The 24,430-nt window shown below is 47.9% G+C and carries 23 protein-coding genes; 2 read left to right on the top strand and 21 right to left on the bottom strand.

Annotated features, from left to right (window positions below; all coding sequences use genetic code 11):
* Positions 1-97: 97 nt before the first annotated feature.
* The 9 genes from H615_RS0111090 to H615_RS0111050 all read right to left on the bottom strand — a co-directional run bounded on the left by H615_RS0111090 (position 98) and on the right by H615_RS0111050 (position 9,412).
* The gene (locus H615_RS0111090; protein ID WP_027955214.1) at positions 98-1,183 is read right to left on the bottom strand and encodes a GerMN domain-containing protein; all 1,086 of its coding nucleotides are present in this window, start codon (positions 1,181-1,183) and stop codon (positions 98-100) included.
* 106 nt (positions 1,184-1,289) lie between these two features.
* A complete protein-coding gene (gene racE, locus H615_RS0111085) occupies positions 1,290-2,108 on the bottom strand; it encodes a glutamate racemase (protein ID WP_027955213.1) in 819 nt (272 codons plus the stop codon).
* 21 nt (positions 2,109-2,129) lie between these two features.
* A complete protein-coding gene (locus tag H615_RS0111080; protein ID WP_051254695.1) occupies positions 2,130-2,564 on the bottom strand; it encodes a MarR family winged helix-turn-helix transcriptional regulator in 435 nt (144 codons plus the stop codon).
* Positions 2,565-2,772: 208 nt separating this feature from the next.
* Positions 2,773-2,997: a helix-turn-helix domain-containing protein gene (locus tag H615_RS0111075; RefSeq protein ID WP_008635211.1), complete on the bottom strand. Its 225-nt coding sequence runs from the start codon at positions 2,995-2,997 to the stop codon at positions 2,773-2,775.
* A 95-nt stretch (positions 2,998-3,092) separates the two neighbouring features.
* Complete coding sequence (locus tag H615_RS0111070; protein WP_027955211.1) at positions 3,093-3,743, bottom strand: response regulator transcription factor; 651 nt, start codon at positions 3,741-3,743, stop codon at positions 3,093-3,095.
* Positions 3,740-6,064: a sensor histidine kinase gene (locus tag H615_RS0111065; RefSeq protein ID WP_027955210.1), complete on the bottom strand. Its 2,325-nt coding sequence runs from the start codon at positions 6,062-6,064 to the stop codon at positions 3,740-3,742. The genes H615_RS0111070 and H615_RS0111065 overlap by 4 nt, the downstream gene beginning before the upstream one ends.
* 133 nt (positions 6,065-6,197) lie before the next feature.
* A complete protein-coding gene (gene sdhB / locus H615_RS0111060) occupies positions 6,198-6,962 on the bottom strand; it encodes a succinate dehydrogenase iron-sulfur subunit (RefSeq protein WP_027955209.1) in 765 nt (254 codons plus the stop codon).
* A gap of 14 nt (positions 6,963-6,976) precedes the next feature.
* Positions 6,977-8,728: a succinate dehydrogenase flavoprotein subunit gene (gene sdhA / locus H615_RS0111055; RefSeq protein ID WP_027955208.1), complete on the bottom strand. Its 1,752-nt coding sequence runs from the start codon at positions 8,726-8,728 to the stop codon at positions 6,977-6,979.
* A gap of 63 nt (positions 8,729-8,791) precedes the next feature.
* Complete coding sequence (locus H615_RS0111050) at positions 8,792-9,412, bottom strand: succinate dehydrogenase cytochrome b558 subunit (RefSeq protein WP_027955207.1); 621 nt, start codon at positions 9,410-9,412, stop codon at positions 8,792-8,794.
* A 280-nt stretch (positions 9,413-9,692) separates the two neighbouring features.
* Between H615_RS0111050 and H615_RS0111045 the strand changes: the two genes are divergently transcribed.
* Complete coding sequence (locus H615_RS0111045; RefSeq protein ID WP_027955206.1) at positions 9,693-10,136, top strand: YslB family protein; 444 nt, start codon at positions 9,693-9,695, stop codon at positions 10,134-10,136.
* Positions 10,137-10,151: 15 nt separating this feature from the next.
* Here the strand turns inward: H615_RS0111045 and uvrC are convergent, their stop codons facing one another.
* The 12 genes from uvrC to zapA form a co-directional block, all read right to left on the bottom strand.
* On the bottom strand, positions 10,152-11,966 hold the full coding sequence (gene uvrC, locus H615_RS0111040) for an excinuclease ABC subunit UvrC (protein WP_027955205.1): 1,815 nt from the start codon (positions 11,964-11,966) through the stop codon (positions 10,152-10,154).
* A 117-nt stretch (positions 11,967-12,083) separates the two neighbouring features.
* Positions 12,084-12,440: a thioredoxin gene (gene trxA, locus H615_RS0111035; RefSeq protein WP_280513303.1), complete on the bottom strand. Its 357-nt coding sequence runs from the start codon at positions 12,438-12,440 to the stop codon at positions 12,084-12,086.
* A 90-nt stretch (positions 12,441-12,530) separates the two neighbouring features.
* Entirely contained in the window at positions 12,531-13,511 is a 981-nt protein-coding gene (locus tag H615_RS0111030; protein ID WP_027955203.1) for an electron transfer flavoprotein subunit alpha/FixB family protein, read from the bottom strand.
* 27 nt (positions 13,512-13,538) lie between these two features.
* Complete coding sequence (locus H615_RS0111025) at positions 13,539-14,312, bottom strand: electron transfer flavoprotein subunit beta/FixA family protein (protein ID WP_027955202.1); 774 nt, start codon at positions 14,310-14,312, stop codon at positions 13,539-13,541.
* A 21-nt stretch (positions 14,313-14,333) separates the two neighbouring features.
* Positions 14,334-15,107, bottom strand: coding sequence for an enoyl-CoA hydratase (locus H615_RS0111020; RefSeq protein WP_027955201.1), 774 nt, complete (start codon positions 15,105-15,107; stop codon positions 14,334-14,336).
* On the bottom strand, positions 15,107-15,709 hold the full coding sequence (locus H615_RS0111015; RefSeq protein WP_027955200.1) for a fatty acid metabolism transcriptional regulator FadR: 603 nt from the start codon (positions 15,707-15,709) through the stop codon (positions 15,107-15,109). The genes H615_RS0111020 and H615_RS0111015 overlap by 1 nt, the downstream gene beginning before the upstream one ends.
* A gap of 99 nt (positions 15,710-15,808) precedes the next feature.
* Positions 15,809-17,512 carry a long-chain-fatty-acid--CoA ligase gene (locus H615_RS0111010; RefSeq protein ID WP_027955199.1) on the bottom strand — a complete coding sequence of 568 codons (1,704 nt, stop codon included), beginning with the start codon at positions 17,510-17,512 and terminating at the stop codon, positions 15,809-15,811.
* 356 nt (positions 17,513-17,868) lie between these two features.
* On the bottom strand, positions 17,869-18,276 hold the full coding sequence (locus H615_RS0111005) for a DUF350 domain-containing protein (RefSeq protein ID WP_027955198.1): 408 nt from the start codon (positions 18,274-18,276) through the stop codon (positions 17,869-17,871).
* A gap of 30 nt (positions 18,277-18,306) precedes the next feature.
* Entirely contained in the window at positions 18,307-20,655 is a 2,349-nt protein-coding gene (locus H615_RS0111000) for an endonuclease MutS2 (RefSeq protein ID WP_027955197.1), read from the bottom strand.
* Positions 20,656-20,677: 22 nt separating this feature from the next.
* Positions 20,678-22,396: a DNA polymerase/3'-5' exonuclease PolX gene (gene polX / locus H615_RS0110995; RefSeq protein WP_027955196.1), complete on the bottom strand. Its 1,719-nt coding sequence runs from the start codon at positions 22,394-22,396 to the stop codon at positions 20,678-20,680.
* A 102-nt stretch (positions 22,397-22,498) separates the two neighbouring features.
* Entirely contained in the window at positions 22,499-23,041 is a 543-nt protein-coding gene (locus H615_RS0110990) for a CvpA family protein (RefSeq protein WP_027955195.1), read from the bottom strand.
* Entirely contained in the window at positions 23,034-23,327 is a 294-nt protein-coding gene (gene zapA / locus H615_RS0110985) for a cell division protein ZapA (RefSeq protein WP_035531990.1), read from the bottom strand. The genes H615_RS0110990 and zapA overlap by 8 nt, the downstream gene beginning before the upstream one ends.
* A 151-nt stretch (positions 23,328-23,478) precedes the next feature.
* Here zapA and rnhC point away from each other — a divergent pair, with 151 nt between their 5' ends.
* Positions 23,479-24,411 (top strand): ribonuclease HIII, encoded by a 933-nt coding sequence (rnhC, locus tag H615_RS0110980; RefSeq protein ID WP_027955193.1) that lies wholly within the window; start codon positions 23,479-23,481, stop codon positions 24,409-24,411.
* Positions 24,412-24,430: the final 19 nt, after the last annotated feature.

Raw genomic sequence — 24,430 nt, 5'->3', positions numbered from 1 at the left:
ATCCTTGCCCATCTTAACACAAATTACATACGTGCGGGTAGTTATTCATGAACGTAAAAAGCGCTTCAAAAGTGATTCACTTCTGAAGCGCCGGGTTTTACATTTCTTCAGCACCGCTGATGTCGGTTCTTGAAACAGGTTCGGCGAGCGGCTCACCCGCTTCATTGATGACCTGCTCCGATCCTTCGACCTGAACTTCGACCGATTCCACATCATCAAGATCCGTCATGCTCAACACAAGACTGGCGAGGGCAGCATCAGACAGGGCCGGCTGATCTGATCCTGTCAGGATTTTTTCATTGAAGGAAAGGGCGAGGACGCCGTTCTCCAGCCGGGAGCTGACCATTTCTGCCCCTTCATGGAAGGGGTTGGTCAATGAGCTGCCGAGCTCAGGCCCTTCAAAAAGGGCTTCCACTCTTGCCGCATATTCATCACTGTCTTCAGCGACACGTGTGGTGACAGGAACATGGTACACCTGCTCCCCGTTCTGGGCAGGGAAGTAGACGGTAACGGCCTTACTGTTCAGCACATCCCGCTGCACGCCGACGTTGTTATTAATCCCGTCCGCCCGGGAGACTCCCTGGGAGATCGGGGTGCCGTCTACAGGCATGACTTCCTGCTCGTGTCCGTTGATCCACAGCTTAATCCGCTTCACGTTGTCAAACTGAGTGAGTGTGTAGGTCATCGCCTGAAGGATTTTCTCTTCATCCTTGGCTTCGTAATTTTTAAAGTCCTCCGACACATCGACGACAAGCGTTCCATTTTCCTCCGTATTCAACCCAAGAATTTCTGTTCCTGCCGGCAGAACGGCTTCAAACCCGTTCGGCAGCAGATTCGTGACCGGCCCATCCTTCACAAGGTATTCCAACGCCTGGGAAGCGACTTCCTGAGAAGCCGGCAGTTCCACCGTCTGCGGGGCGATCATTCCATTGGCATCCATTAAATAAAGCTCACGAGGGACGGTTGCTGTGGATTCCTGTTCTGTCGAATCCTCTGCTTTCTCTCCATCCTCCTCCGGTGCTGAACCATCCTCTTCCGCTTCCGGTGATGTTGTCACAGCTTCATCCGGAGCATCCATTTTCTCCAGCGACTGCTCTCCTTCAAACAGGCATCCGGCAAGCAGCCCTGTGCACATAAGAAGCACCAGAGCCGTCAAAAAGGATTTATAGCTGTATTTTCTCATTCTTTTCCCCCCTGAGATAGATTGTACTACCATGTATACGAGCCCTCGTTTGGAATAGACCAGGGTAATTTGGAGGAGAAAAGCATATGAAAAAACTCCGCCTGAATCAGGCGGAGCTTGATACGTGTTCCAGTTCTACCGATTTCAGGATCTGAATCGGCTCTTCAAACCAGCTGTTGGCGACGAGACGGAATTTCTCCATATCGCCGGTCGTGTAAAATTCATGCCTTGGTGTATGGTCATCGGTTTCCAGTGCTTTGTGATAGGCAAGAATCAGGCTCGCTTCACGGGCCGTTTCCTCACCGGAGCTGATCACTTGGATGTGATCCCCCATCTCGTTCTGGACTAGATCCTTGATGAGCGGATAATGGGTGCAGCCGAGAATCAATGTATCAATATGATTCATGTCCTTCAATGGCTGCAGCGTTCGGGAAACGATTCCTTCCGCTTTCGGTCCGGATAAGATCCCCTCTTCGACCATCGGGACAAACGGCGGACAGGCCAAATCGTTCACCCGGATGTCCTGATCAATGGAAGCAAGCGCCTGCGGATAGGCTTTACTTTCAATGGTCCCTTCTGTACCAATAACGCCGATCCGCTTGTTCTGGCTGACTTTGATGGCGGCACGTGCCCCCGGATCAATGACTCCGATGACCGGGATATCCAGTTCTTCCTGCAGCTCAGCCAGCGTATAAGCCGTCGCTGTGTTACACGCGACAACAAGCATTTTAATATTTTTCCCAAGCAGATAATTGACCATCTGCCATGTGAACGCCCGCACTTCTTCCTCTGAACGCGGACCGTACGGGCACCGCTTCGTATCCCCAAGATAGATAAAGGTTTCCTTTGGTAACTGCCTCATCAACTCTCTCGCTACCGTCAGTCCCCCGACGCCAGAATCAATGACTCCGATTGCCTGTTTCACTCTGCATCCCTCTTTTATGCCTTAATGTTCTTCTTTATCGATTTCAATCATGTTCCCGTGAAGGACGTGGAGCAGACGGTTCAGCGTTTCCACATCTTCTTCCGGAACATTTCTCAACACGTTTTCCAGGTAGTTCTGTCGTTTTTCGATCACTTCATGAATGATCTTCTGTCCTTTGCTCAGTACATGGATCCTGACGACCCGGCGGTCCTTCGGATCCCTGACCCGCTCAACCAGCTCGTTTTTCTCCATACGGTCGACAAGGTCCGTTGTCGTACTGCAGGCCAGGTGTATATGATTGGAGAGTTCCCCGATCGTTAAGTCCCCTTTTTCCATCAGCCACTGCAGCGCAACAAACTGCGGAGCTGTAATCGAGTAATGATTCAGGATAACTCGTCCTCTTTGTTTAATGATCCCGGATATGTAACGAAGTTCCTTCTCTACATCAGCGATCATGGATGTCTGCTGGGTTTCAGCCACATTCAGCACTCCTAACGAAATGACTTGATAAATATCATTGTGGTCGTTTCTCACTAAAATTTCAAGGTGAATGTATCCGGCGATACAAAAAAACCCTTTCAGGTATGATCATCACCACGTGACAGACCCTACCTGAAAGGACTCCCTCCATTCCACAGGCCAATGCCTCTGCTGCTTCATGGAATTAAAGCTCCAGTTCACCCATACGCAGCAGTTCAACCACTGCCTGGGAACGGCCTTTCACTCCTAGCTTCTGCATGGCATTTGAAATGTGGTTCCGCACAGTTTTCTCCGAAATGAAGAGCTCTTTTGCGATCTCCCTTGTCGTCTTATCCTGTACTAGAAGCTCGAAGACTTCTCGCTCCCGCTTGGTAAGAATTTGTGTTGGCCGATAGCCGTCCTCCTTCACAAGCGTACCCCTCCTTGTTGTTCCTGAGCTTTTCTTGAGGGGAATTATTTAGTCTTTGTATCGTATGAGGGGATTAGCCCCCGTGTGCTACGCTTTCATGATTTAGACACAAGCCCGAGTTCCTGGGCTTTGAAAAGGGCTTCCGTCCTCGAACGGACGTTCAGCTTGTTGAAGATGCCCGTGAGCGTGTATTCCACGCTCCGCTGGGACATATGGAGCGTCTGGGCGATTTCCCTGTTGGTGAAACCGGAAGCGACTTCCTTTAAAATCGACTGCTCTTTTTCATTCAAGGAGATTCCTTTGTTTTCAGCCGACTCAATCGTTTCCGCCGTGCAGGCTTCTGTCCGGCGCAGCTGCTTGAAAAGGTGGAGCGGAATAATCACTTCGTCTCTTAGAGCGGCTTTGATCGCTGTAACCAGCTGTTCACTTGCTGCAGTCTTGCTGACAAAGCCGTTGATATCCGCTTCCACAATCATATTGAAATGCGTGCTCAAATCAAATCCGGTATAGATCAGCATTTTAATATCCGGGAACGTTTTTCTGAGGCGTTTGGCCAGTTCAATGCCGTTCAGGCCTGGCATATACAAATCCAGAAGCAGCACATCGTAGGCTTTCTTTTCGAGGCAGCTTTCCAGATGGTCGGTTTCGTGGATGACATCCACCTGCATATCCCCCTCCTGCTCGAGCATCGCTTTCGTGCCTGCTCCAACCGCGGGGTGGTCGTCGACAATTAATACGTGAATCATACGTGCTGGACCTCCTTGTGTGACGGATAGGGGAAAGTGATGGTCGTCCTGAATCCTTCCCCTGGTGCTGTGGTGATTTCCAGACTTCCATTTAAACCGTTGACCCTCTGCTCGATTCCAGAAAGTCCGATATGGGAAAACAAGTCGCGCTTCATGGAATAATCCATTCCTTTTCCATTATCTGAATAGTAGAGAACCACCTGGTCCTTCTCATTGAAAAGAGAGAGTTTGACGATCTTCGCACCGGAATGCTTCATCGCATTCGTTAAAAGCTCCTGGACAATCCGGAAAATTCCGAGAATCCTTTCTTGATCCAGCTCTGATTCAAACCGTTCATGAGAAAAGTAGACGGTGAAATTGGAACGAAGCTGATACTGATGGATCAAATTCTTCAATGACTGCACGAGGCCGAGTTCTTCGATGAAGGCCGGCCGCAGCTCGTTACACGTTTCCCTTGTGAGGTGAATACTGTCCAGAAGAGATTCCTTATACATCTTCAACTCTGCATGAAGACTCGTGGATAAATCGGTCCGGTTGCGGATCAGGTCGTCCATTTTACGATACAGGTACAGCTGTTCCTGAAGCACCGTATCGTGGATATCGATCGACAGCTGCTTCCGCTGGTTCTCCGCAATCGTAAATAAGAGCCGGGACAGCCATGCCGGATACTTCTGCGTCTGATCGTTCCTCAATGTCCGGAGCTCCTTGACCAGGTCCTCAATCAAATTCATATTCTCTATTGCAATGTTGGCATTATGAGAGATGGTTTGTAAATACGTTTTTTCATCTCTATTTAACGTCGTGAAGTCTTTCTTTCCCCGGCACCAGAGCATCGTCATCTTCTCAAGCGACAGTCCGACGACGACCCCGAATCCTTTTTCCGTTTCAATGATGGATCCGATATCATAGGGTTGATGGAACAGGTGGTCGTCAAAATGGTCGACAATTCCCTCAGGAATTTCGTTGTAGACACAGTACATCTTCCGCTTATTGTGTTTGGAGAAAATGTAAATGTCGCGTACACTCATCACGTTTTTAATTTCATCCCTCACGACCTTCATCAAATCGACCGCATTGGACTGATCCTTCATGTCGCTGGCCAGTCGGTGCATACTTTCCTGGTAACTGTACCGTGCTGAAAAGAGAAACCGCTGCATACGGACGTCAAGCACTTCCTTTAATGATAAGAAAGCAATCAGCGCCGTGTGCATCAATAAATACAGCTGGATGAAGGACACCATCGATAAGCCGGATACGATCCACCCGATGGCAGCTGTCAAAACAAAAGACGGCAGAACAGAAAGGATAAAGTAATAGCGCAGGCGGTTCATAATGAAATTGATATCAATCAGCTGTTCCCGTGTAATCAAATACATGAAGGTGGCTGGAATAGCGATTAGAAACACGGCACCGAACTCCAACGACACAATGGTCACACCGGATACGAGAAAAGGAATCAGGTAAAGAAGAATATAAGGGAAAAACGCGACGGTCATCCCGATCGCCATATACTTAAAGACAGGTCCGACAGCGGCATGCCGGTAAATAAATACGCCCCTGTACACGATCACAAAGGTAATGATATACAACCCAAGCAGACACGTGAGCGGCACCAGTTGAAAGTAGGGCGGGTTTTGAAGAGTCACTAAATAATACGTATCCAGCAGGGAAACACCTGCCATGGCAGCGTATAAGAAATAGAGAAAGTTCTTAGAGAACCAGATGACCTTCAATTCCTGAAAATAATTGTGCAGGAAATGGAGAAGGATAACAGGAGCAATCAGGAATAAACTGGTATTCAAAACAAGACTATACAAGTCATCTCTTACAGCTCCACTGTTACTCAAATAAGCCGTAGCAATCGCCAGGAAATACAAAATCAGCTGTTCCGCCGAATACCGTTTAGGCACCCGTTTATGAACCAGATAAGAGATTCCTAGAATCGCCACAAAAAACAGAGCAGGAAGCAGAATATAAAACACCCAGTGCACCCGGCTGAACTGGTCGATATCGCTGTAACGGAGCACTTCTCCGGAAGATTCCACCCTGAAGGACTGGGCATTTTCCAGTTCGTTGAACATCGTAAGAGAATGATGGAGACCCGGATTCCCCCCATCCACAGAGAGAATAACAGATCCCGGCGGGACGTCCTGCCTGTCCGCCCAGCCCCCACTCTCTACATCGGTAATGACCCAGCCGCTTTCCTGCTGTTCAGCATCAATCCCAAGATAGGGCTGGGTTACCGATAAGATAATTAAATAGCACGCTGATACAATAAAAAAGGTCAAAACAATCCATTGAGACCATTTGAAGTTTTTCATACTACGGCTCACCTTCTTACTCGAGCGAATTTCAGTCACATCTATTATACTATCCTTCTCAAGTCCTACAACCCCTTTCACATATGGAAAAAGAAAAAGGACCCCGGTCAGTTCCGGGGTCCTTCGTAAAGACTTATACCTGCTTATCACTGCCAAAGAAGCTCTTGAAAGATTCAACGGCGGTATCACGGTTCAATGCAGCAATGGATGTCGTCAAAGGAATGCCTTTCGGACAGGACTGTACGCAGTTTTGTGCGTTCCCGCAGCCCATCAGACCTTCGCCATCCATAATCGTCTGCAGGCGCTCGCTCTTGTTCATTTCCCCTGTCGGATGGGAGTTGAACAGGCGCACCTGGGACAACGGTGCAGGTCCGATAAAGTCGGACTTGCTGTTTACGTTCGGGCAGGCTTCCAGGCAGACACCACATGTCATACATTTGGAAAGCTCATAGGCCCACTGACGCTTGCTTTCGGCCATACGTGGTCCAGGACCAAGATCGTATGTTCCATCGATCGGGATCCAGGCTTTGACCTTTTTCAAGGAATCAAACATCCGGCTCCGGTCAACAGCAAGGTCACGGTTGATCGGGAACGTGGACATCGGCTCCAGGCGGATCGGCTGTTCCAGCTGATCCACCAGCGCTGTACAGGATTGTCGTGGTGTTCCGTTAATCACCATAGAACAGGCCCCACATACTTCTTCCAGGCAGCCCATGTCCCAATAGACAGGGGTCGTCGCCTGGCCATCTGCATTGACAGGGTTACGGCGGATTTCCATAAGCGCAGAGATGACATTCATATTTTCACGATACGGAATCTCAAACTTCTCTTCATACGGAGACTGATCAGGATCGTCCTGCCGTTTGATGATCATCGTAATCATTTTATTTTCGCTCATGATCGTTACCTCCTTTATTTACTCTTCGAGTAGTCACGTTTACGAGGCTCGATTAAGGATGTATCGACATCGTCATAACGGAAAACCGGCTTGTTATTTTCTTTGTCGTAGCTTGCTACCGTTGTCTTCAGCCATTCTTCATCGTTACGATCCGGGAATTCAGGCTTATAATGGGCACCGCGGCTTTCATTACGGTTATAGGCCCCCTGTGTGATGACACGGGCCAGCTGCAGCATATTCCAAAGCTGGCGGGTAAACATAGCTCCCTGGTTACTCCAGCGGGATGTATCGTTGATGTTGATGCGTTCATAACGTTCCATCAGCTCAACAATCTTTTTATCCGTCTCCAACAGCTTGTCATTATCACGGACAACGGTCACGTTATCCGTCATCCATTCCCCAAGCTCTTTATGAATCTGGTAGGCGTTTTCGTCGCCGTCCATACTCATAATTTTCTCGAATTTGTCCTGCTCTTCTTTGACGGCTTTATCAAACAGAGCTGAACTCATATCGTCCGCAAGGGTTTCAAGACCATCCAGGTATTTCACAGCATTCGGACCTGCTTCCATACCGCCGTAAATGGAGGAAAGAAGTGAGTTGGCTCCGAGACGGTTGCCTCCGTGCTGCGTATAATCACATTCACCGGCAGCAAAAATACCAGGAATGTTGGTCATCTGATCATAGTCGACCCACATGCCGCCCATCGAATAGTGTACGGCAGGGAAAATTTTCATCGGAACCTTCTTCGGATCTTCACCGACGAACTTCTCATATATCTCAATGATGCCGCCAAGCTTAACATCCAGTTCCTTAGGATCTTTATGAGAGAGATCAAGGTATACCATGTTTTCTCCGTTGATTCCCAGTTTCTGGTTAACACAAACGTCGAAAATTTCCCTCGTTGCGATATCACGCGGCACAAGGTTTCCGTATGCCGGATATTTTTCCTCAAGGAAATACCATGGCTCCCCGTCTTTGTATGTCCAGACACGTCCACCTTCTCCACGTGCCGACTCACTCATCAGGCGCAGTTTATCATCACCGGGAATAGCAGTCGGGTGGATCTGGATGAACTCACCGTTGGCATAGTTCACACCCTGCTGATACAAGGATCCGGCAGCAGAGCCCGTATTGATGACCGAGTTGGTGGACTTACCAAAGATAATCCCGGGACCTCCGGTTGCCATAATGACGGCATCGGAAGGGAACGCTTTAATTTCATGGGTGCTCAAGTTCTGTCCGATCACTCCACGGCCGACGCCATCGTCGCCGATAATCGCGGAAAGGAACTCCCAGTTTTCGTATTTCGTTACAAGACCGTTCACCTCGTGGCGGCGGACCTGTTCATCAAGGGCGTAAAGAAGCTGCTGCCCTGTCGTAGCTCCCGCATAGGCTGTCCGGTGGTGCTGGGTTCCGCCGAAACGTCGGAAATCGAGAAGCCCTTCCGGCGTACGGTTGAACATGACCCCCATACGGTCCAGAAGGTGAATGATGCCGGGCGCTGCATCACACATCGCTTTCACCGGTGGCTGGTTGGCGAGGAAGTCGCCGCCGTAGACCGTATCATCAAAGTGCTCCCACGGGGAATCCCCTTCCCCTTTTGTATTGACGGCCCCGTTAATTCCGCCCTGGGCACATACAGAGTGAGAACGTTTAACGGGCACAATAGATAGAAGATCTACGTGAACCCCTTGTTCTGCTGCTTTAATTGTTGCCATCAAGCCGGCCAGGCCGCCGCCGACAACAACAATATTTTTATTTGTCATGATTGAAGCTCACTCCCTTAAGTACTGAAAATCTATAAAACTGCCATTGTTATGTTCATAGTTTTAAATTCCGTAGGCAAACTGAATCAACGTGCGCACTCCAACATAGGAAATGGCAACGAAAACGATGATGCTTACGTAGGTCATGATCTTCTGAGAGCGTGGTGACACGGTGATGCCCCAGCTGACAAAGAAAGACCACAGTCCGTTGGAAAAGTGGAAGGTTGTAGAGATTACACCGATTACATAGAACCAGAAGAAGAACGGCTCCGTTAAAATCCCTTCCATCAACTGGTAGTTAAGATCCGCCCATCCAAAACCGATGGCGATCCGTGTCTCCCAGACGTGCCACGCGATAAAGATCAGCGTAACAATCCCTGTGATTCTTTGGAAAATGAACATCCAGTTCCGGAAATATCCGAAATTAGACAAGTTGCTTTTGGCTGTAAAGGCAATATACACACCATAAATTGCGTGAAACAACAGTGGTAGGAAAATGATAAATGTTTCCAGCACATACCGATAAGGCAGACTCTCCATGAAGTGTGCCGCATCATTGAATGCCTGTGGACCACGTGTTGCAAAATAGTTTACAGTCAAGTGCTGAATCAAAAAGATCCCGATTGGAATAACTCCCAGTAATGAATGTAGTCTTCGATTGACGTATCCGCGCGTTCCCGCCATATTTACCCCCCTCAAGATAGTAACAGATTGAATATGGACATTTTTCAGACAGTTAAGCGCTTTAATTCCGCTTAAAAAAATTATAGGAAAAGCCCCATTCCCTAAACTCGTCTGACGAATGTACAATTTGTGACATGTTTATTGTACTTCTATCCCGAATAAGCGTCAAGAAAGCGGGATTATAAAATGTTCAAAAATACACATTTATTTCCTTTTGATAAAATGAGAGAAATCATATTGCACCACTGAAGATTTCGAGTGATAATAAAGGGAGAAAGGAATGAGCGTTTTGAAAGAATCTACGAAACTAACAACAAGCAACATTTCATCGCTTGTGGGCACCGGAGCAGGGTTCGATTTAATGCGCTACTTCGCCCTCCCTGACTTTCTTGGAAAGGATGCCCCTTATCTCCTTTATTATATGGGGAAAAACATGGCACGACAGACCAGTCTTGAAACCTTCGATGAGCTCTTTGAATTCTTCCAGTACATGGGCTGGGGAGAGCTCGTTAAAATAAAAGAAAAGAAAAACGAATACACCTTTCACCTGAAAGGGCACATGATTGAAAAACGCCTCCACCAAAAACTGCTGGACGTGGATTTTCGTATGGAATGCGGATTTCTTTCCGAATCCATTAAACAAATGACGGATGATACATATGAGTGCTTTGAAGAAGTCAATAAAAAAGAAAATGTCGTGGAAATCAAAGCGATGAAAGCATAAGAAAAGAACCAGCTGTTATTCCTCAGCTGGTTCTTCTTGTTCATCAGGGTCGTCCTGGTTATCATTCAAATGAATGAGGATCGTGTTGGCTACGGGTTCCGGAATTCCGAGCTTCGTAATTGACTGAATATCCGCTTCCTTGATTTCTGTCACGGACTTAAAATGACGAAGCAGAAGGCGTCTCCGCTTTTGACCGACACCAGGAATTTCATCCAGCTCAGACTGGATGGCTCCCTTTCCGCGCAGCTGCCTGTGGAAGGAGATGGCGAATCGGTGGACTTCGTCCTGAATCCGCTGGACGAGGTAAAATTCCTGCGATTTCCTATCCAGATCCACCGGCGAAGGAGGATCTCCATACAGGAGTTCGCTCGTCTTGTGCTTATCGTCCTTGGCTAGGCCGCAGAGCGGAACATCTATCCCCAGCTCATTCTCCAATACATCCAAGGCCGCTGACATCTGTCCTTTTCCTCCATCAACGACAATCAGATCCGGGAGCGGAAGGTCTTCTTTTAAGACACGCTGGTAGCGCCTTCGAACCACTTCGCGCATCGTTTCATAGTCATCCGGGCCTTTAACATCCCGGACTTTGTATTTTCTGTACTCTTTTTTATCGGCACGGCCGTCCGTAAAGACGACCATCGCTGAAACCGGATCCGCTCCCTGGATATTGGAGTTATCAAACGCCTCAATCCGGTGCGGGGTTTCAATATGAAGCTTCTCTCCCAGCGATTCAACCGCTTTAATCGTCCGCTCTTCATCCCGCTCAATCAAGGCGAACTTCTCTTCAAGGGAAATCTTGGCGTTTTTCATTGCCAGTTCCACCAGTTCCTTCTTGCGCCCGCGCATCGGAATCATAACCTTCGTATCGATGGCACCTTCCAGAACATCTACGTTCGTCGCCACAGGCACGAGCACCTGCTTTGGATACGGGTGGTTTTGATGCAGGTAAAACCTGGCGATGTAGCTGAGGAAGGTTTCTTCCGGATCATCAAAGAACGGGAACAGCGAGACGTCGCGTTCGATCAGCTTGCCCTGGCGGATGAAAAAGACCTGCACGCACATCCACCCTTTATCATAGCTGTATCCAAAAATATCCCGGTCCACTTGATCGTTCATGGTCATCTTCTGCTGCTCCATGACCGATTCAATGTGTTCGATCTGATCCCTGAGTTCCTTGGCCCGCTCAAAATCGAGTTCCTCAGACGCATCGAGCATTTTCTGCTTCAAATCTTTTTTGATTTCCTTATGTCCACCGTTCAGGAAGGAAGTAATCTGCTGGACGATTTCATCATTCGTCTGTTTTGTAACCTTGTACTCACAGGGGCCAAGGCACTGGTGCATATGATAGTACAGACAGACGCGGTCCGGCATCGTGTTGCATTTTCTTAGAGGGTACAGCCGGTCAAGCAGTTTCTTCGTTTCCCTTGCCGCAATGACGTTCGGATAGGGACCGAAGTATTTCCCCTTATCTTTCTTCACATTCCTCGTTACAATCAGTCGGGGATGACGTTCACCGGTCACCTTCAAATAAGGATAAGTCTTATCATCTTTCAATAGAACATTGTATTTCGGGTCATACTTTTTGATCAGGTTCATCTCAAGAATTAGAGCCTCTATTTCAGAGGTGGTGACAATGTATTCAAAATTGACGATCTCCCGCACAAGACGCTGGGTCTTCCCGTCATGGGCTCCGGTAAAGTAGGAGCGCACGCGGTTCTTCAATACTTTGGATTTCCCCACATAAATAATTGTCCCATGCTTATCTTTCATTAAATAACAGCCGGGCTGGTCTGGTAAAACGGCCAGTTTCTCCTTAATCGTTGAATTCATTGTTTTCACTCCATACTGTCAGAAGGATATATAATGAAAATACCACACGACCGGTACATTTATGCATGATAAAAGCCGCGCTGCATACAGCGCGGCTTTCTACGATCACCTTTTTACTCAGGCATGTTTCGTAATGATTTCAGTTAGCGCTTCTTTAGGCTGGAAGCCGATAACCTGGTCAACAACCTGGCCGTCTTTGAAAAGAAGCAGTGTCGGGATACTCATAACGCCGAACTTACCAGCTGTTTCCTGGTTTTCATCAACATCGAGTTTCACGATTTTCACTTGGTCGCTCATTTCCGCATCGATTTCTTCCAATACAGGAGCGATCATTTTACAAGGTCCGCACCAAGGTGCCCAGAAATCTGCAAGGACAAGTCCCTGGCCTGTTTCTTCTGTAAATGTTTGATCAGTAGCTTTTACAATTGCCATACTATAATTCCTCCTCGACCTTTTAGTCTGTAAAGAGTATATCACTATCTATTGTTAGTGACTAATATTTTGTTTATACCTTATTTAAACATGGAATAAAGCCGAAGCCAAATGATCGGCTCCGGCTTTTTCCTATGCGTTTACTTTCATCTGCTTGATTTCTTCGGTCAGTTTCGGGATGACATCGAACAAGTCACCGACGATGCCGTAATCAGCTACATTGAAAATATTCGCTTCCGGATCTTTATTGACGGCTACAATGACTTTGGAATTGGACATTCCCGCTAAGTGCTGAATCGCACCGGAAATCCCGCAGGCAATGTAGAGGTCTGGTGTAACAACCTTCCCTGTCTGACCGATCTGCAGGGAGTAGTCGCAGTAACCGGCATCGCACGCACCGCGGGAGGCCCCTACGGTTCCGCCGAGCGCTTCGGCCAGCTTTTCAAGCGGCTCGAACCCTTCTGCACTTTTCACACCGCGTCCTCCGGCTACAATGACTTTGGCTTCGGATAAATCCACACCATCGGAGGATTTTTTCAGGACTTCTTTAATGATTGTGCGGATGTTGGAGATTTGAACCTCTTTCTCTGACACCGCACCGGTCAAGGAATCATCACGATTCAGGGACGGAATGTTGTTTGGACGAATGGTAGCAAAAATCAATCCGTCTGTAATCTTTTTCTTTTCAAAAGCTTTACCAGAATAAATCGGACGGGTGAAGACGATATCTCCGCCTTCGACTACAACTTCCGTTGCATCTGAAATCAGCCCGGACTCCAGCCTGCTGGCAAGCTTCGGCGTCAAGTCCTTCCCGATGGCGGTATGCCCCATGATGATCCCTTCCGGAGACTCATCGTCAATGACCTGCTGGACCGCCTGGGCATATCCATCAGATGTATACGTTTTCAATTCCGGGTTTGAAACAGTGATGACACGTGCGGCGCCGTAGTAGACCATTTCCTGTGCCATTCCCTTCAAATCCCCATCTCCGCAGAGGACACCGACTACTTCGCCGCCATCACTGACGAGATTCGCTGCAGCAATTGCTTCAAAAGTTACGTTACGAAGAGATCCCTCTCTCGATTCACCAATGACCAATACTTTTTTGCTCATAACCCATTCTCCTTTCCCTTTGTCTATTTACAGAACTTTCGCTTCAGTTTTTAGTAAGGAAACCAATTCTTTCACCTGATCGTCGACTTCCCCTTCAAGAACCTTACCCGCTTCTTTCGCAGGCGGAAGGAAAATCTCCATGGTGGTTGTTTTCGCTTCTACATCATCTTCCTCTAAGTCCAGATCATCTATCTCAAGCTCTTCCAGCGGCTTTTTCTTCGCTTTCATGATTCCAGGAAGAGATGGATAGCGCGGCTCGTTCAATCCCTGCTGGCACGTAACGAGCAATGGCAGAGAAGTTTCAACTTTCTCTACATCACCTTCCACATCCCGCTCGATATTGACGGTCGTGCCATCGACTTCGATCTTCGTGATCGTTGTCACACAGGCTATATCAAGACGTTCTGCCAGGCGCGGGCCAACCTGACCGCTGGCCTCGTCAATCGCGACGTTACCAGCTAATATGATGTCAGCTTCCTTACCCTCGAAAAAGGCCTCTAAAATCTTGACGGTTGTAAACTGGTCTCCTTCTTCAAGGTCATCCTCTGTATTAATTAAGACGGCTTTGTCCGCCCCCATCGCCAGTGCTGTACGAAGCTGTTTCTCAGCGTCTTCCTCGCCAATCGTTACGACCGTAACCTCACCGCCGTGGGCGTCACGGAGATTGATCGCTTCCTCCACGGCATATTCATCATAAGGGTTGATGATGTATTCGGCTCCGTCATCAGCAATCGCTCCACCATTGACCGCAATCTTTTCCTCTGTATCAAACGTTCTTTTAAGCAGTACATAAATGTTCATTGTCTATGACCTCCTAAAGCATTAATGTTTGAAATCAGGTTTCCTCTTCTCAATAAACGCCTGAATGCCTTCTTTGGCATCCTCTTTCCCAAATACATCGCCAAAGGCTTCCGCCTCAGCGCGGTTCCCTTCCTCAAACTGAGGATTGTGTGTCAGGGGAACGAGATTCATCACATGATGAATCGTCGGACCACTCTTCTCCGCAATAGCAGCAGCCAGCTTTGATGCTTCCCCATGCACTTCCTCAGCAGAAAAGCTCTTGTTAACCAGCCCGCTGGCCGCCGCTTCCTGCCCGGTGATCGGAACACCCGTCAAAATCATTTCATACGCTTTAGCTGCTCCGACATATCTCGGAAGCCGCTGGGTCCCTGCGAATCCGGGAATTATTCCAAGATTGATTTCCGGAAGTCCGAGTTTGGCATCTTCTGCTGCGTAGCGGATGTGACAGGCCATCGCCAGTTCCAGGCCGCCTCCAAGGGCAGCTCCGTGTATGGATGCGATTACTGGAACATGGAAGTGTTCAATCCGCTGAAAAAGCTTCTGTCCCTTGGAGGACAGGGATTTGTAATCATCCGCGCCCTGCAGTGTCGTGAATTCCTTAATATCTGCCCCGGCTGAGAAAAATCTTCCTTCGCCTTTCAGAAGGATGGCCTTGACGGATGCGTCCTGCTCCACCTTATCCAGTTCCGCGGAAAGATCCTTTAGAATATGACTCGACAAAGCATTGGCCGGAGGACTCTGCAGGGTAATCTCTGCGACATGGTTATGGATTTCCATCGTTAACGTTGACAACATTACCTCTCCTCTTCTTCACGATTCCGGGCTAATCCATAGATAATCAAGCTATGGACTTCACTTGCCTGGTCTACTATGTTATAACGCTGATCCTTCATGACCCAGTTGGTTACCGTCTCATCCATCATCCCGAAAATCATCTGACGCACGAGACGGCGGTCCAAGCCATTGCGGAACAGCCCTTCCTCCACACCTTCCTCGACGATTTGGTCGATGACATTCAAATAGCGCTTTAAGACATTGTTGATCTTCTGTCTTAAGTCCTTGTTTGATTGTCTCAGCTCCAACTGGGTGACAATAGCCAGATGGTGATCGGCAGCCAGCTGCTCAAAGTGCGTATGGATCAACGTATGGAGCTTTTCATCCGCTGACTGCCTGGAGGTGGTTTCCTGCTCAATCTTTTCTATGAACTGCCCCATTTTCTCCTGGAACAGTGAAACGAGGATATCTTCCTTGTTTTTGAAGTACAAATAAATCGTGCCGTCAGCCACTCCTGCTTTTTTAGCAATCTTTGATACCTGTGAGGAGTGGTACCCATTTTCAGCAATGACCTCGACCGCTGCATCTATAATCTGTTTGAATTTTGGTTTGTTTTTTTTCATGTGGATATCTCCTTGATCTGTATACTGAAAATGAATGAATCATCATTCACTTATTATATTACATTCAAGGAAATATTCTGTCAACTTTCTTTTTTATGTTTATTGAATACTTTCGGATTCTTCATACTTCGCCTTCTCCTCCTCGACGAGCTGACGACGCAGAATCTTACCTACAGCCGTCTTCGGAAGCTCATCTCTGAATTCATATAACCGCGGTACTTTAAAGGCCGCCATATGCTTCCTGCAGAATTCATTCAGTTCGTCTTCCGTAATATCGCTGTCCTGCTTTCTTACGATGAAAGCTTTGACGGTTTCCCCGCGATACGGATCCGGTACTCCGACTACAACCGCTTCCTGCACTTCGGAGTGCTCATACAGCACTTCCTCCACTTCACGCGGGTAAATGTTGTACCCACCTGCGATGATCATATCCTTTTTACGGTCAACAATATAGAAATAACCATCTTCGTTCATATAGCCCATATCCCCGGTCCGGAACCAGCCGTCTTCACTCAACACCTGAGCTGTTTCCTCCGGACGGTTCCAATATCCCTTCATGACTTGAGGTCCTTTGACGACAATTTCCCCGATTTCTCCATAGTCCGCTTCCTCATCCGCATCCATCCTGAAAATTTTGGAGTCTGTATCCGGCCATGGAATCCCGATGCTTCCGCTGATCCGGTGTCCCCAGATAAGGTTGGAATGCGTGGTCGGTGACGTTTCAGTCAAACCATACCCCTCTACGAGACGGCCTCCGGTGATTTTCTCAAATTGTTCCTGCACTTCAACCGGGAGAGGCGCAGAACCACTGATGCAGGCTTCAATCGAGGATAGATCATATTTCTTCAAATTTGGATGGTTCAACAGCGCAATATAAATGGTCGGTGCTCCAGGGAAAAGCGTCGGACGCTGTTTCTCGATTACCTTCAATACGGCTTCCGCATCGAATTTCGGCATAAGGATCATTTTGTTGCCCATCATGACCGACAAGTTCATCACCGAAGTCATGCCGTACACGTGGAAGAATGGCAGGATGGCAAGCACCCGCTCTTCTCCGTCCCTGCATTTATACAGCCATTTCTTCGCCATCTGTGTATTGACGATCAAATTGTAATGGGTCAGCATCACCCCTTTTGGAAATCCAGTCGTGCCGCCGGTATACTGCAGCAGCGCTAAATCCTCCAAAGGATCCACATCAACCGGCTTTACTTCCCGAGTGCTCTCCTTTAAAAGGTGGGTCCAGAGGTGGGTGTCCGTCGATTGCTCCGGTTTAACGAGGACTTGATACTGGCGCTTCTGTATAAAAGGATAAATCTTATTCTTAGGAAATGGAAGGTAATCCTTAATCCCCGTCACTATAATATGTTCCAGGTCCGTTTCGGGCTTCACATTCGCTGCCTTCGGATACAGTATGTCGAGACAAATGATGACCTTGGCTCCAGAGTCCTTCATCTGGTACTCCAGTTCCCTCTCCATATACAGCGGGTTCGTCTGAACGACGATCCCACCAGCAAGAAGCACACCGTAATAGGCAACGACCGACTGTGGACAGTTGGGCAGCATGATCGAAACGCGGTCCCCCTTTTCCACACCCAGCTGCTGCAGGTAACTGGCTACAGCGAGGGATTGATCGTACACTTCCTTATAGGAAAGCTCCTTCCCCATAAAATAAAGCGCTTTCTTTCCTCCGTAAGCTTGAGCGGTATCGCGCAGGTAATCCTGCAGTGGACGTTGGTCGTACTCCATTTCCACCGGTACTTCCGGCGGGTAGTACTTGTGCCATGGACGCTGAAAGTCTGTCATACTCACATGCCCCCTTTTTTATCTTCTCTTCTATTATAACGACACTTTCCCAACATTTGAAATACAATTTAAAATTTTGAGAATATTTGACAGGATTCTACAGAAAATAAAAAAATTCACCGGAGTCTGTCTCCGATGAATTCAATCGTTCTCTTTTTGTACGTTTTCGGACGTCTCCCATCAGGAGCTGTTGATGCATCCTTCTCACGTCCCGGGATATCAGCTGTGATCCACACTCGTTCAGGAGGATACAACACACGCCATAGCTAAATGATGAAAAACAATATACCGACTATGAGAAATAGAGCGGCAACGACCATGAGGACTTTCGCTAATGTTTCCAAACGACTCGCTCCCTAAATAATATTCGCCCCGATCACATAGGAAAGACCGACGGATATGATGAGGGAAATAAAACCGACAGCCCTGTTGTCCGCAGCAATTTCCTCGTCAATCTTAAACGAAGGCGTTAAAAATTCAAAGATGAAATACCCGCCAAGCAGAAGACAGAAGCCGTAAAGGCCCCATCCCATCGTCTGGGTGAGGGCATCATTATGTTCAATGGAGAAGCGGAATATGTTAGCGATTCCGAATAGTTTCCCGCCCGTAGCCATAGCTACGGCGAGATTGCCTTTTTTTATTTCCTCCCAGTTGTTGTAGGAAGTCACAATTTCAAAAATCGCCATGAATACGACCAGACACAGGACGACAACACTGTAACTGGCGGCTGTTTCCACTAATGGATGTTCCCAAAAATCAGTCATACTCGCTCCCGCTCCCCTTTTCTTTGAACATTAGCGGAGTTCCAGTACGGTGACTCCACTTCCACCTTCATTCATCCCCCCTGCACGGTGGGAGGCTATGCTCCGGTGGTTTTTCGCATAGTTCTGAACCGCTGTCCGCAACGCTCCTGTACCTTTTCCGTGGATAATGGACACTTGCGGATATCCGGCAAGCAGCGCATCATCCACATACTTCTCCAACCGGTTCAGGGCATCTTCGTAACGCTCCCCGCGCAGGTCCAGTTCTGTTTTTACATGAAAACTTTTTCCTTTTACCGTCGCCATCGGCTTTTCTTTATAAGGCTCTTTAGCTTTTACGAATTCAAGCTCTTTTCGTTTCGCTTTTACCTTCATAACTCCAACTTGGACCTGATATTCATTTTTTCCCGTCTGGTGCACGATGGTACCCTGCTGGTTGAGTGTAAGCAGCTTCACTTCGTCACCCGGCTTCAGTTCTTTTGTTTCTTTCTTTTTAGGTGTCGGAGCTTCCTTGGCTTTTTTCTTCGCCAGCTCAGGCTGCGCCTCGTCAAACATCTTCCGGGCTTCAATCCACTCATGCTCTTTCATCTGCGACTGGGTTTTCATATTACGGATTTCGCCGACAATGGTTTCCGCTTCTTCACGGGCCTGTTGGATGGCTTTTTCTGCTTTCTGCTCCGCTTTTTCATACAGCTTTTCCCGTTGATTTTCGAACTGATTCCATTTTTCCTCCAGTTCACGCTTCAGCTTCTCTGCCGAGGCAAGCATCTCTTCGGCTTCTTCATAGTCGCGTTCGGCTTCACGCTTAGACTCTTCGAGAGAGGCAATCATATTTTCCACACTCTGTGAATCGACACCGATATGGCTTTTCGCAGATTCAATCACGTCTTCCTTCAAACCAAGACGTCTGGATATCTCAAAAGCGTTACTGCGTCCCGGGACACCGATCAACAGCCGGTACGTCGGTTTCAATGTCTGGATGTCAAACTCCACTGAGGCATTAATTACACCGTCCCGGTTATATCCGTAGGCTTTCAGCTCTGGATAGTGAGTCGTAGCAATGACGCGGGCGTCCCGTTGAACGACCTCATCCAGGATTGACATCGCAAGAGCGGCCCCCTCCTGCGGGTCTGTTCCTGCTCCCAATTCATCGAATAAGACAAGGGATTGATGGTCGACCTTATCTAAAATATCCACGATGTTAGTCATATGGGAAGAGAACGTAGATAAGCTCTGTTCGATGGACTGCTCATCCCCTATATCGGCATAGACTTCTTTGAATACCGCAAGCTCACATCCATCAAGCGCGGGGACCTGCAGGCCGGACTGAGCCATAAGCGTACATAAGCCGATCAGCTTCAGGGTGACGGTTTTACCACCGGTGTTCGGACCGGTAATGACGATGGATGTGTAATCCTCTCCGATCTCAATATCGTTCGGGACTACTTCATCCCCGTCGATTAGAGGGTGTCTCGCCTGCTTCATTTTAATACGACCTTCATCATTCATAGCGGGCATGGAGGCTTTCATCTGCTGTCCGAGTTTGGCTCTGGCAAACATGAAATCGATCTGTCCAAGAATCCGCACATTGTACGACAAGACCGCGTGTTCTTCAGCGATCGATTCAGATAGTTCCTTGAGAATCTTTTCAATCTCATTTCTTTCCTTTACGCGAGCTTCCTGCAGGTTATTGTTCAAATCTACAACGGACTGAGGTTCGATAAACAAGGTGGCTCCTGAAGAAGACTGATCATGGACAATCCCTCCAATCGAGCCTCGGTACTCTTGTTTGACCGGGAGGACGTAACGTTCGTTACGGATGGTCACAATGGAGTCTGAGAGCATTTTGGATTTTGATTTTGTAAAGGAATCCATTTTGTCCCTCACCCGGCTCTCATACGTCCGGATGCTGGAGCGGATGGTGCGGAGTTTTTCAGAAGCCCCATCCATCACTGTTCCATGCTCGTCGATGCAGTTCCTGATTTCCTGCTCCAGTTCTTTTAAGGGAACAAGACTGGCTGCCAGTTCTCTCAGAATCGGCATTTCCGGCTCTTCCATATCATCTATGAAACGTTTCAGCTGACGGCCGCCGTAAATGGTGCTCGCTATATCCAGACACTCCAGCGGGCTCAGTGTTCCGCCAATGGTTGTGCGCTTAATGCTCGGCTTAATATCAAAGATCCCACCAAGAGGTACATGCCCTTTTAAACGGAGGACCTGCCCGGCTTCATCTGTTTCTTTCTGCAGCTGGATGACTTCATCAAGATCTGATGACGGCTTGAGTGCTGCTGCCTTCTCTTTCCCTAAAGAAGAGGCTGCCTGCTCATTGAGCTGTTCGATTATTTTTTTGTATTCAAGTACATGAAGGATTCTTTGATTCATGCCTGACCGACTCCTTTTATTCCTACTTACGAATCTTACATTGGTCCATGAACTGCTCTTTCGTCCATGTGTTCACAACCGTTTCTTTTCTTAACCAGCCTTTACGGGCGGTGCCGACACCAATTCTCATGTGCTCCAGCATGGCGTAGCTGTGAGCATCCGTGTTGATGGCGATATTCACACCGGCTTCCTGAGCCTTCATGAGCCACTCCCAGTTCAAATCGAGACGGTTGGGGTTGGCGTTCAGCTCAAGAATGGTACCTGTGCGTGCTGCTCCTTCAATCAACTGTTCTAGATTTACCGCGTAGCCTTCACGACGTCCAATTAAACGTCCCGTAGGGTGGGCAATCATATGCACATGCGGATTCTCCAGGGCATTCATCAATCGTTCCATAATCTGCTCCTCGGATTGTTGGAAGCTTGAGTGAATCGACGCGATTACGAAGTCCATCTCTTTAAGAAAGTCATCCTCAAAGTCGAGGCTTCCGTCTGGGAGGATGTCCATCTCTATGCCTGCAAATATATGAAAATCTTCCATCGTTTCATTGATTTCTTCAATTTCTTTCCGCTGCTCGCGCAATCGTTTTTCATTCAAACCGTTTGCCACTCGCAAATACTTGGAGTGGTCGGTAATGACGATGTAGTCATACCCTTTTTCCTTCGCTCTTTCAGCCATTTCCTTAATGGACTGGGCGCCGTCACTCCACGTCGAGTGCATATGAAGATCGGAACGTATATCAGGAAGATCGACAAATTGGATCTTTTCCTTAAATTTTTCCACCTCTCCATAATTCTCACGGACCTCCGGAGGGATGAAGTGGAGATCAAAATGCTTAAAGAAGTCTTCCTCGGATTCAAAAGTTTTCACTTCACCCGTATGGATGTCTTCAATTCCGTACTCGCTGATTTTTTCATCCTGCTCTTTCGCCAGCTGTCTCATAGCCACGTTATGGTCTTTGGATCCGGTAAAATGATGAAGGGTGGTCGCAAATTCATGAGGCGCCACGATACGGAAGTCAATGCCGATATCATAGCCTTCATGAACAACGATGGAAACCTTTGTTTCCCCGGAAGCGACGACTTCTTTCACGTCTGGATAAGCCAGAAGCTCATCTCTTGTTGCTGCCGGGTTCTCCGACGCAATAATAAAATCAAGATCCTTGATTGTTTCTCTCATTCTCCGCAGACTGCCTGCGCGGGAAAAGCGCTTAAACGTCCCCGCCTGCTCCAAGTAAGCTTCCACCTTCTCTGCCAGCGGCAGCATGATTGCAATCGGCAGACGCTCTGGGCGGGAATGGGCGTCTTCAAGAGCTTTCAGCATTTTTTCGGCAGACTTTTTACCGAAACCTTCCAGTTCCTCCACCCTGCCGGATTCCAGTGCTTCTTTCAGCGTTTCTGCGTCCGTCACCTCAAGCTTTTGGTAAAGCTTGGCCAGCTTTTTGCCGCCAAGTCCCGGCAGGTCCAAGAGAGGAACGAGCCCTTCAGGAACTTCTGCCTGCAGCTGCTTCAGCGTATCAGATTCTTCGTTGGCGATATATTCGTCGATGACCGCCGCCGTTCCTTTCCCGATTCCATTCATCTTTGTAAAATCATCGATCTCACTCAGGGAGCGGTCATCCCGCTCCAACGCCTGGGCCGCTTTCCGGTAGGCGGATATTTTAAATGGGTTTTCGCCTTTCAATTCCAAATAAACAGCGATTTGTTCCAGCAATTTAATGACCTGTTTCTTATCGACAGCCATTGTTCATCGTCTCCTTTTTTTATGAGTGATGCAGATGCTCATGAAAAAACCGCCATGATTACTATCACAGCGGCTCAACCTTCATTCCTAAATCGTACCTGCTCAGCCCGCTACGTGTTCAATCCACAGATTTTCCAATTCATTGGAAAGCACCGGCGTATGTTCAATGATCAGCTGGGCTAACAGGGATCCGTCCAACGCACTCTGCACCCCGGCTACAGGTACCAGTGCGGCTATGTACAACACGACAAATAGAATGACATAGTTCTCGACGAAGCCTAGTATGCCACCCAGCAGGGTATTCAATGAATTCAAAATCGGCAGCTCCGATACAAAATCCAGCATGGAGGCTATAATATGAAGCACAATCTTCGCTCCGAAAAACAGGATGGCAAAGGCCACTGCATTATAAAAAGCCTGTTCAAGCGGGAGGTTATCCAAAAATACAGCCCACGTGGCGTCTGCCGGCAGTTCGGGGTAGGGAACCCACAGGGTAAGCTTCGGGGAGAGATCGTCATAATAGATGACAGCTACCACAAAGGCAACAATAAAACCGATTAAATGAAAGAGCTGAAGGATGAACCCTCTCTTCAACCCGGTAAGTATTCCGATAAACAAAAGAAACAATAGCAGTAAATCAATCATTTTCTCTGTCGTCCTCTTTCTCTAGCTTTTCAATATAGTTCATAAGTTCCGCACATTCGTCTTTTAATTTAATGTATTCATTCATTGTATTCACAGCGGTCAATACAGCGAGCATGGAAGTATCCAGACTAGGGTTCGCTTCATGGATTTCACGCATTTTTTGATCCACCAGACTCGATACCATACGGATATGATGAGGCTCTTCATGACCAACTATCGTGTAAGATCGTTTATTGATCTCCACGGTGATTCTTTTTTTCTCTTGGTCTGACTGCGACACATTCATACCCCCTAGTTTCTCTCAATCCTAAACTTAATATTAACATGACTATTCTCCTTAGGGAAACCAATATGGATGTTTTTCGCAAATGTTCTCATTTTTACGCCGTTCTGCTATACTGTGGTTATTATTTTGGTACGAAAGAAAGGAACGAATTATGCCTCAAGTTGTCTTAACACTTCCCACCTCAACCTTAGAGAAAATGAAAACCTATTACGCATCCCAGAGCAAGCCGAACGTCCCTTCCAGTGCATTATTTGCTGCAAAAACAACGGCCTGCACCATTACCGCCTACCGTTCAGGGAAAGTCCTCTTCCAAGGGAAGAATCCTGAAGAAGAAGCCGACAAATGGGGCACTGGATCTTCTGCATCCGGTCAGAAGAAGAAGAGTTCCTCCCACCACCGCTATCATCCGTCCGAAAGCTTATTTACCAGCTCTCATATCGGATCGGATGAAGCCGGGACCGGAGACTATTTCGGCCCCATCACTGTCGCTGCCGCATATGTAACGGCGGAGCAGATTCCACAGTTGAAGGCCATCGGTGTTAAGGACTCTAAAAATCTGTCAGATGCACAGATTACCGACCTGGCCAAGGACCTGGTTGCCTTGAAGATTCCTTACAGCCTGCTGCGTCTGCCTAATAAAAAATACAACCAGCTGCAGAAAAAAGGATGGAGCCAGGGTAAAATGAAAACGATCCTTCACCACCAGGCTATCAACCGGCTGCTGGAAAAAATCGCTCCGGAAAAGCCGGAAGGGATCCTGGTTGACCAGTTTTCCCAGCCGGATGTCTATCAGAAGCATCTGCGGTCTGAAAAACAGCAGCTTCAGGAAAACGTCTACTTCATGACAAAAGCTGAAAGCTATTCCATTGCCGTAGCAGCTGGATCGATCATTGCCCGGTCAGCTTTCGTCAAAGCGATGGACACGCTTGAATTCGATACGGGGCTGCCGATTCCAAAGGGCGCTTCAGGGAAAGTGGATAAGGCCGCTGCCGCCGTCATTGAAGCCTATGGAGAAGACAAGCTCGATGAACTGGCGAAAGTCCACTTTGCCAACACCGAAAAAGCGAAAAAATTTGTAAAGTGACAGAGAAAACCCCCGCCGG

Origin of the sequence: Halobacillus kuroshimensis DSM 18393, from assembly GCF_000425705.1 — a bacterium.
GTDB classification, from domain to species: domain Bacteria; phylum Bacillota; class Bacilli; order Bacillales; family Halobacillaceae; genus Halobacillus; species Halobacillus kuroshimensis.
The sequence above is the reverse complement of the archived record's forward strand: the minus strand, read 5'-3'. Positions and strand labels throughout refer to the sequence as shown.

Coding starts and splice junctions, on each gene's coding strand:
- H615_RS0111020 (WP_027955201.1), bottom strand. CDS start 15,107: ATGTTGTCAACGTTAACGATGGAAATCCATAACCATGTCGCAGAGATT.
- H615_RS0111000 (WP_027955197.1), bottom strand. CDS start 20,655: ATGAATCAAAGAATCCTTCATGTACTTGAATACAAAAAAATAATCGAA.
- uvrC (WP_027955205.1), bottom strand. CDS start 11,966: ATGAATTCAACGATTAAGGAGAAACTGGCCGTTTTACCAGACCAGCCC.
- H615_RS0110990 (WP_027955195.1), bottom strand. CDS start 23,041: ATGATTGATTTACTGCTATTGTTTCTTTTGTTTATCGGAATACTTACC.
- H615_RS0111050 (WP_027955207.1), bottom strand. CDS start 9,412: ATGGCGGGAACGCGCGGATACGTCAATCGAAGACTACATTCATTACTG.
- rnhC (WP_027955193.1), top strand. CDS start 23,479: ATGCCTCAAGTTGTCTTAACACTTCCCACCTCAACCTTAGAGAAAATG.
- sdhA (WP_027955208.1), bottom strand. CDS start 8,728: ATGACAAATAAAAATATTGTTGTTGTCGGCGGCGGCCTGGCCGGCTTG.
- H615_RS0111090 (WP_027955214.1), bottom strand. CDS start 1,183: ATGAGAAAATACAGCTATAAATCCTTTTTGACGGCTCTGGTGCTTCTT.
- H615_RS0111025 (WP_027955202.1), bottom strand. CDS start 14,312: ATGAACATTTATGTACTGCTTAAAAGAACGTTTGATACAGAGGAAAAG.
- H615_RS0111005 (WP_027955198.1), bottom strand. CDS start 18,276: ATGACTGATTTTTGGGAACATCCATTAGTGGAAACAGCCGCCAGTTAC.
- H615_RS0111010 (WP_027955199.1), bottom strand. CDS start 17,512: ATGACAGACTTTCAGCGTCCATGGCACAAGTACTACCCGCCGGAAGTA.
- H615_RS0111015 (WP_027955200.1), bottom strand. CDS start 15,709: ATGAAAAAAAACAAACCAAAATTCAAACAGATTATAGATGCAGCGGTC.
- H615_RS0111045 (WP_027955206.1), top strand. CDS start 9,693: ATGAGCGTTTTGAAAGAATCTACGAAACTAACAACAAGCAACATTTCA.
- H615_RS0111080 (WP_051254695.1), bottom strand. CDS start 2,564: ATGATCGCTGATGTAGAGAAGGAACTTCGTTACATATCCGGGATCATT.
- H615_RS0111065 (WP_027955210.1), bottom strand. CDS start 6,064: ATGAAAAACTTCAAATGGTCTCAATGGATTGTTTTGACCTTTTTTATT.
- zapA (WP_035531990.1), bottom strand. CDS start 23,327: ATGAATGTGTCGCAGTCAGACCAAGAGAAAAAAAGAATCACCGTGGAG.
- H615_RS0111030 (WP_027955203.1), bottom strand. CDS start 13,511: ATGAGCAAAAAAGTATTGGTCATTGGTGAATCGAGAGAGGGATCTCTT.
- H615_RS0111070 (WP_027955211.1), bottom strand. CDS start 3,743: ATGATTCACGTATTAATTGTCGACGACCACCCCGCGGTTGGAGCAGGC.
- sdhB (WP_027955209.1), bottom strand. CDS start 6,962: ATGAGCGAAAATAAAATGATTACGATGATCATCAAACGGCAGGACGAT.
- polX (WP_027955196.1), bottom strand. CDS start 22,396: ATGGCTGTCGATAAGAAACAGGTCATTAAATTGCTGGAACAAATCGCT.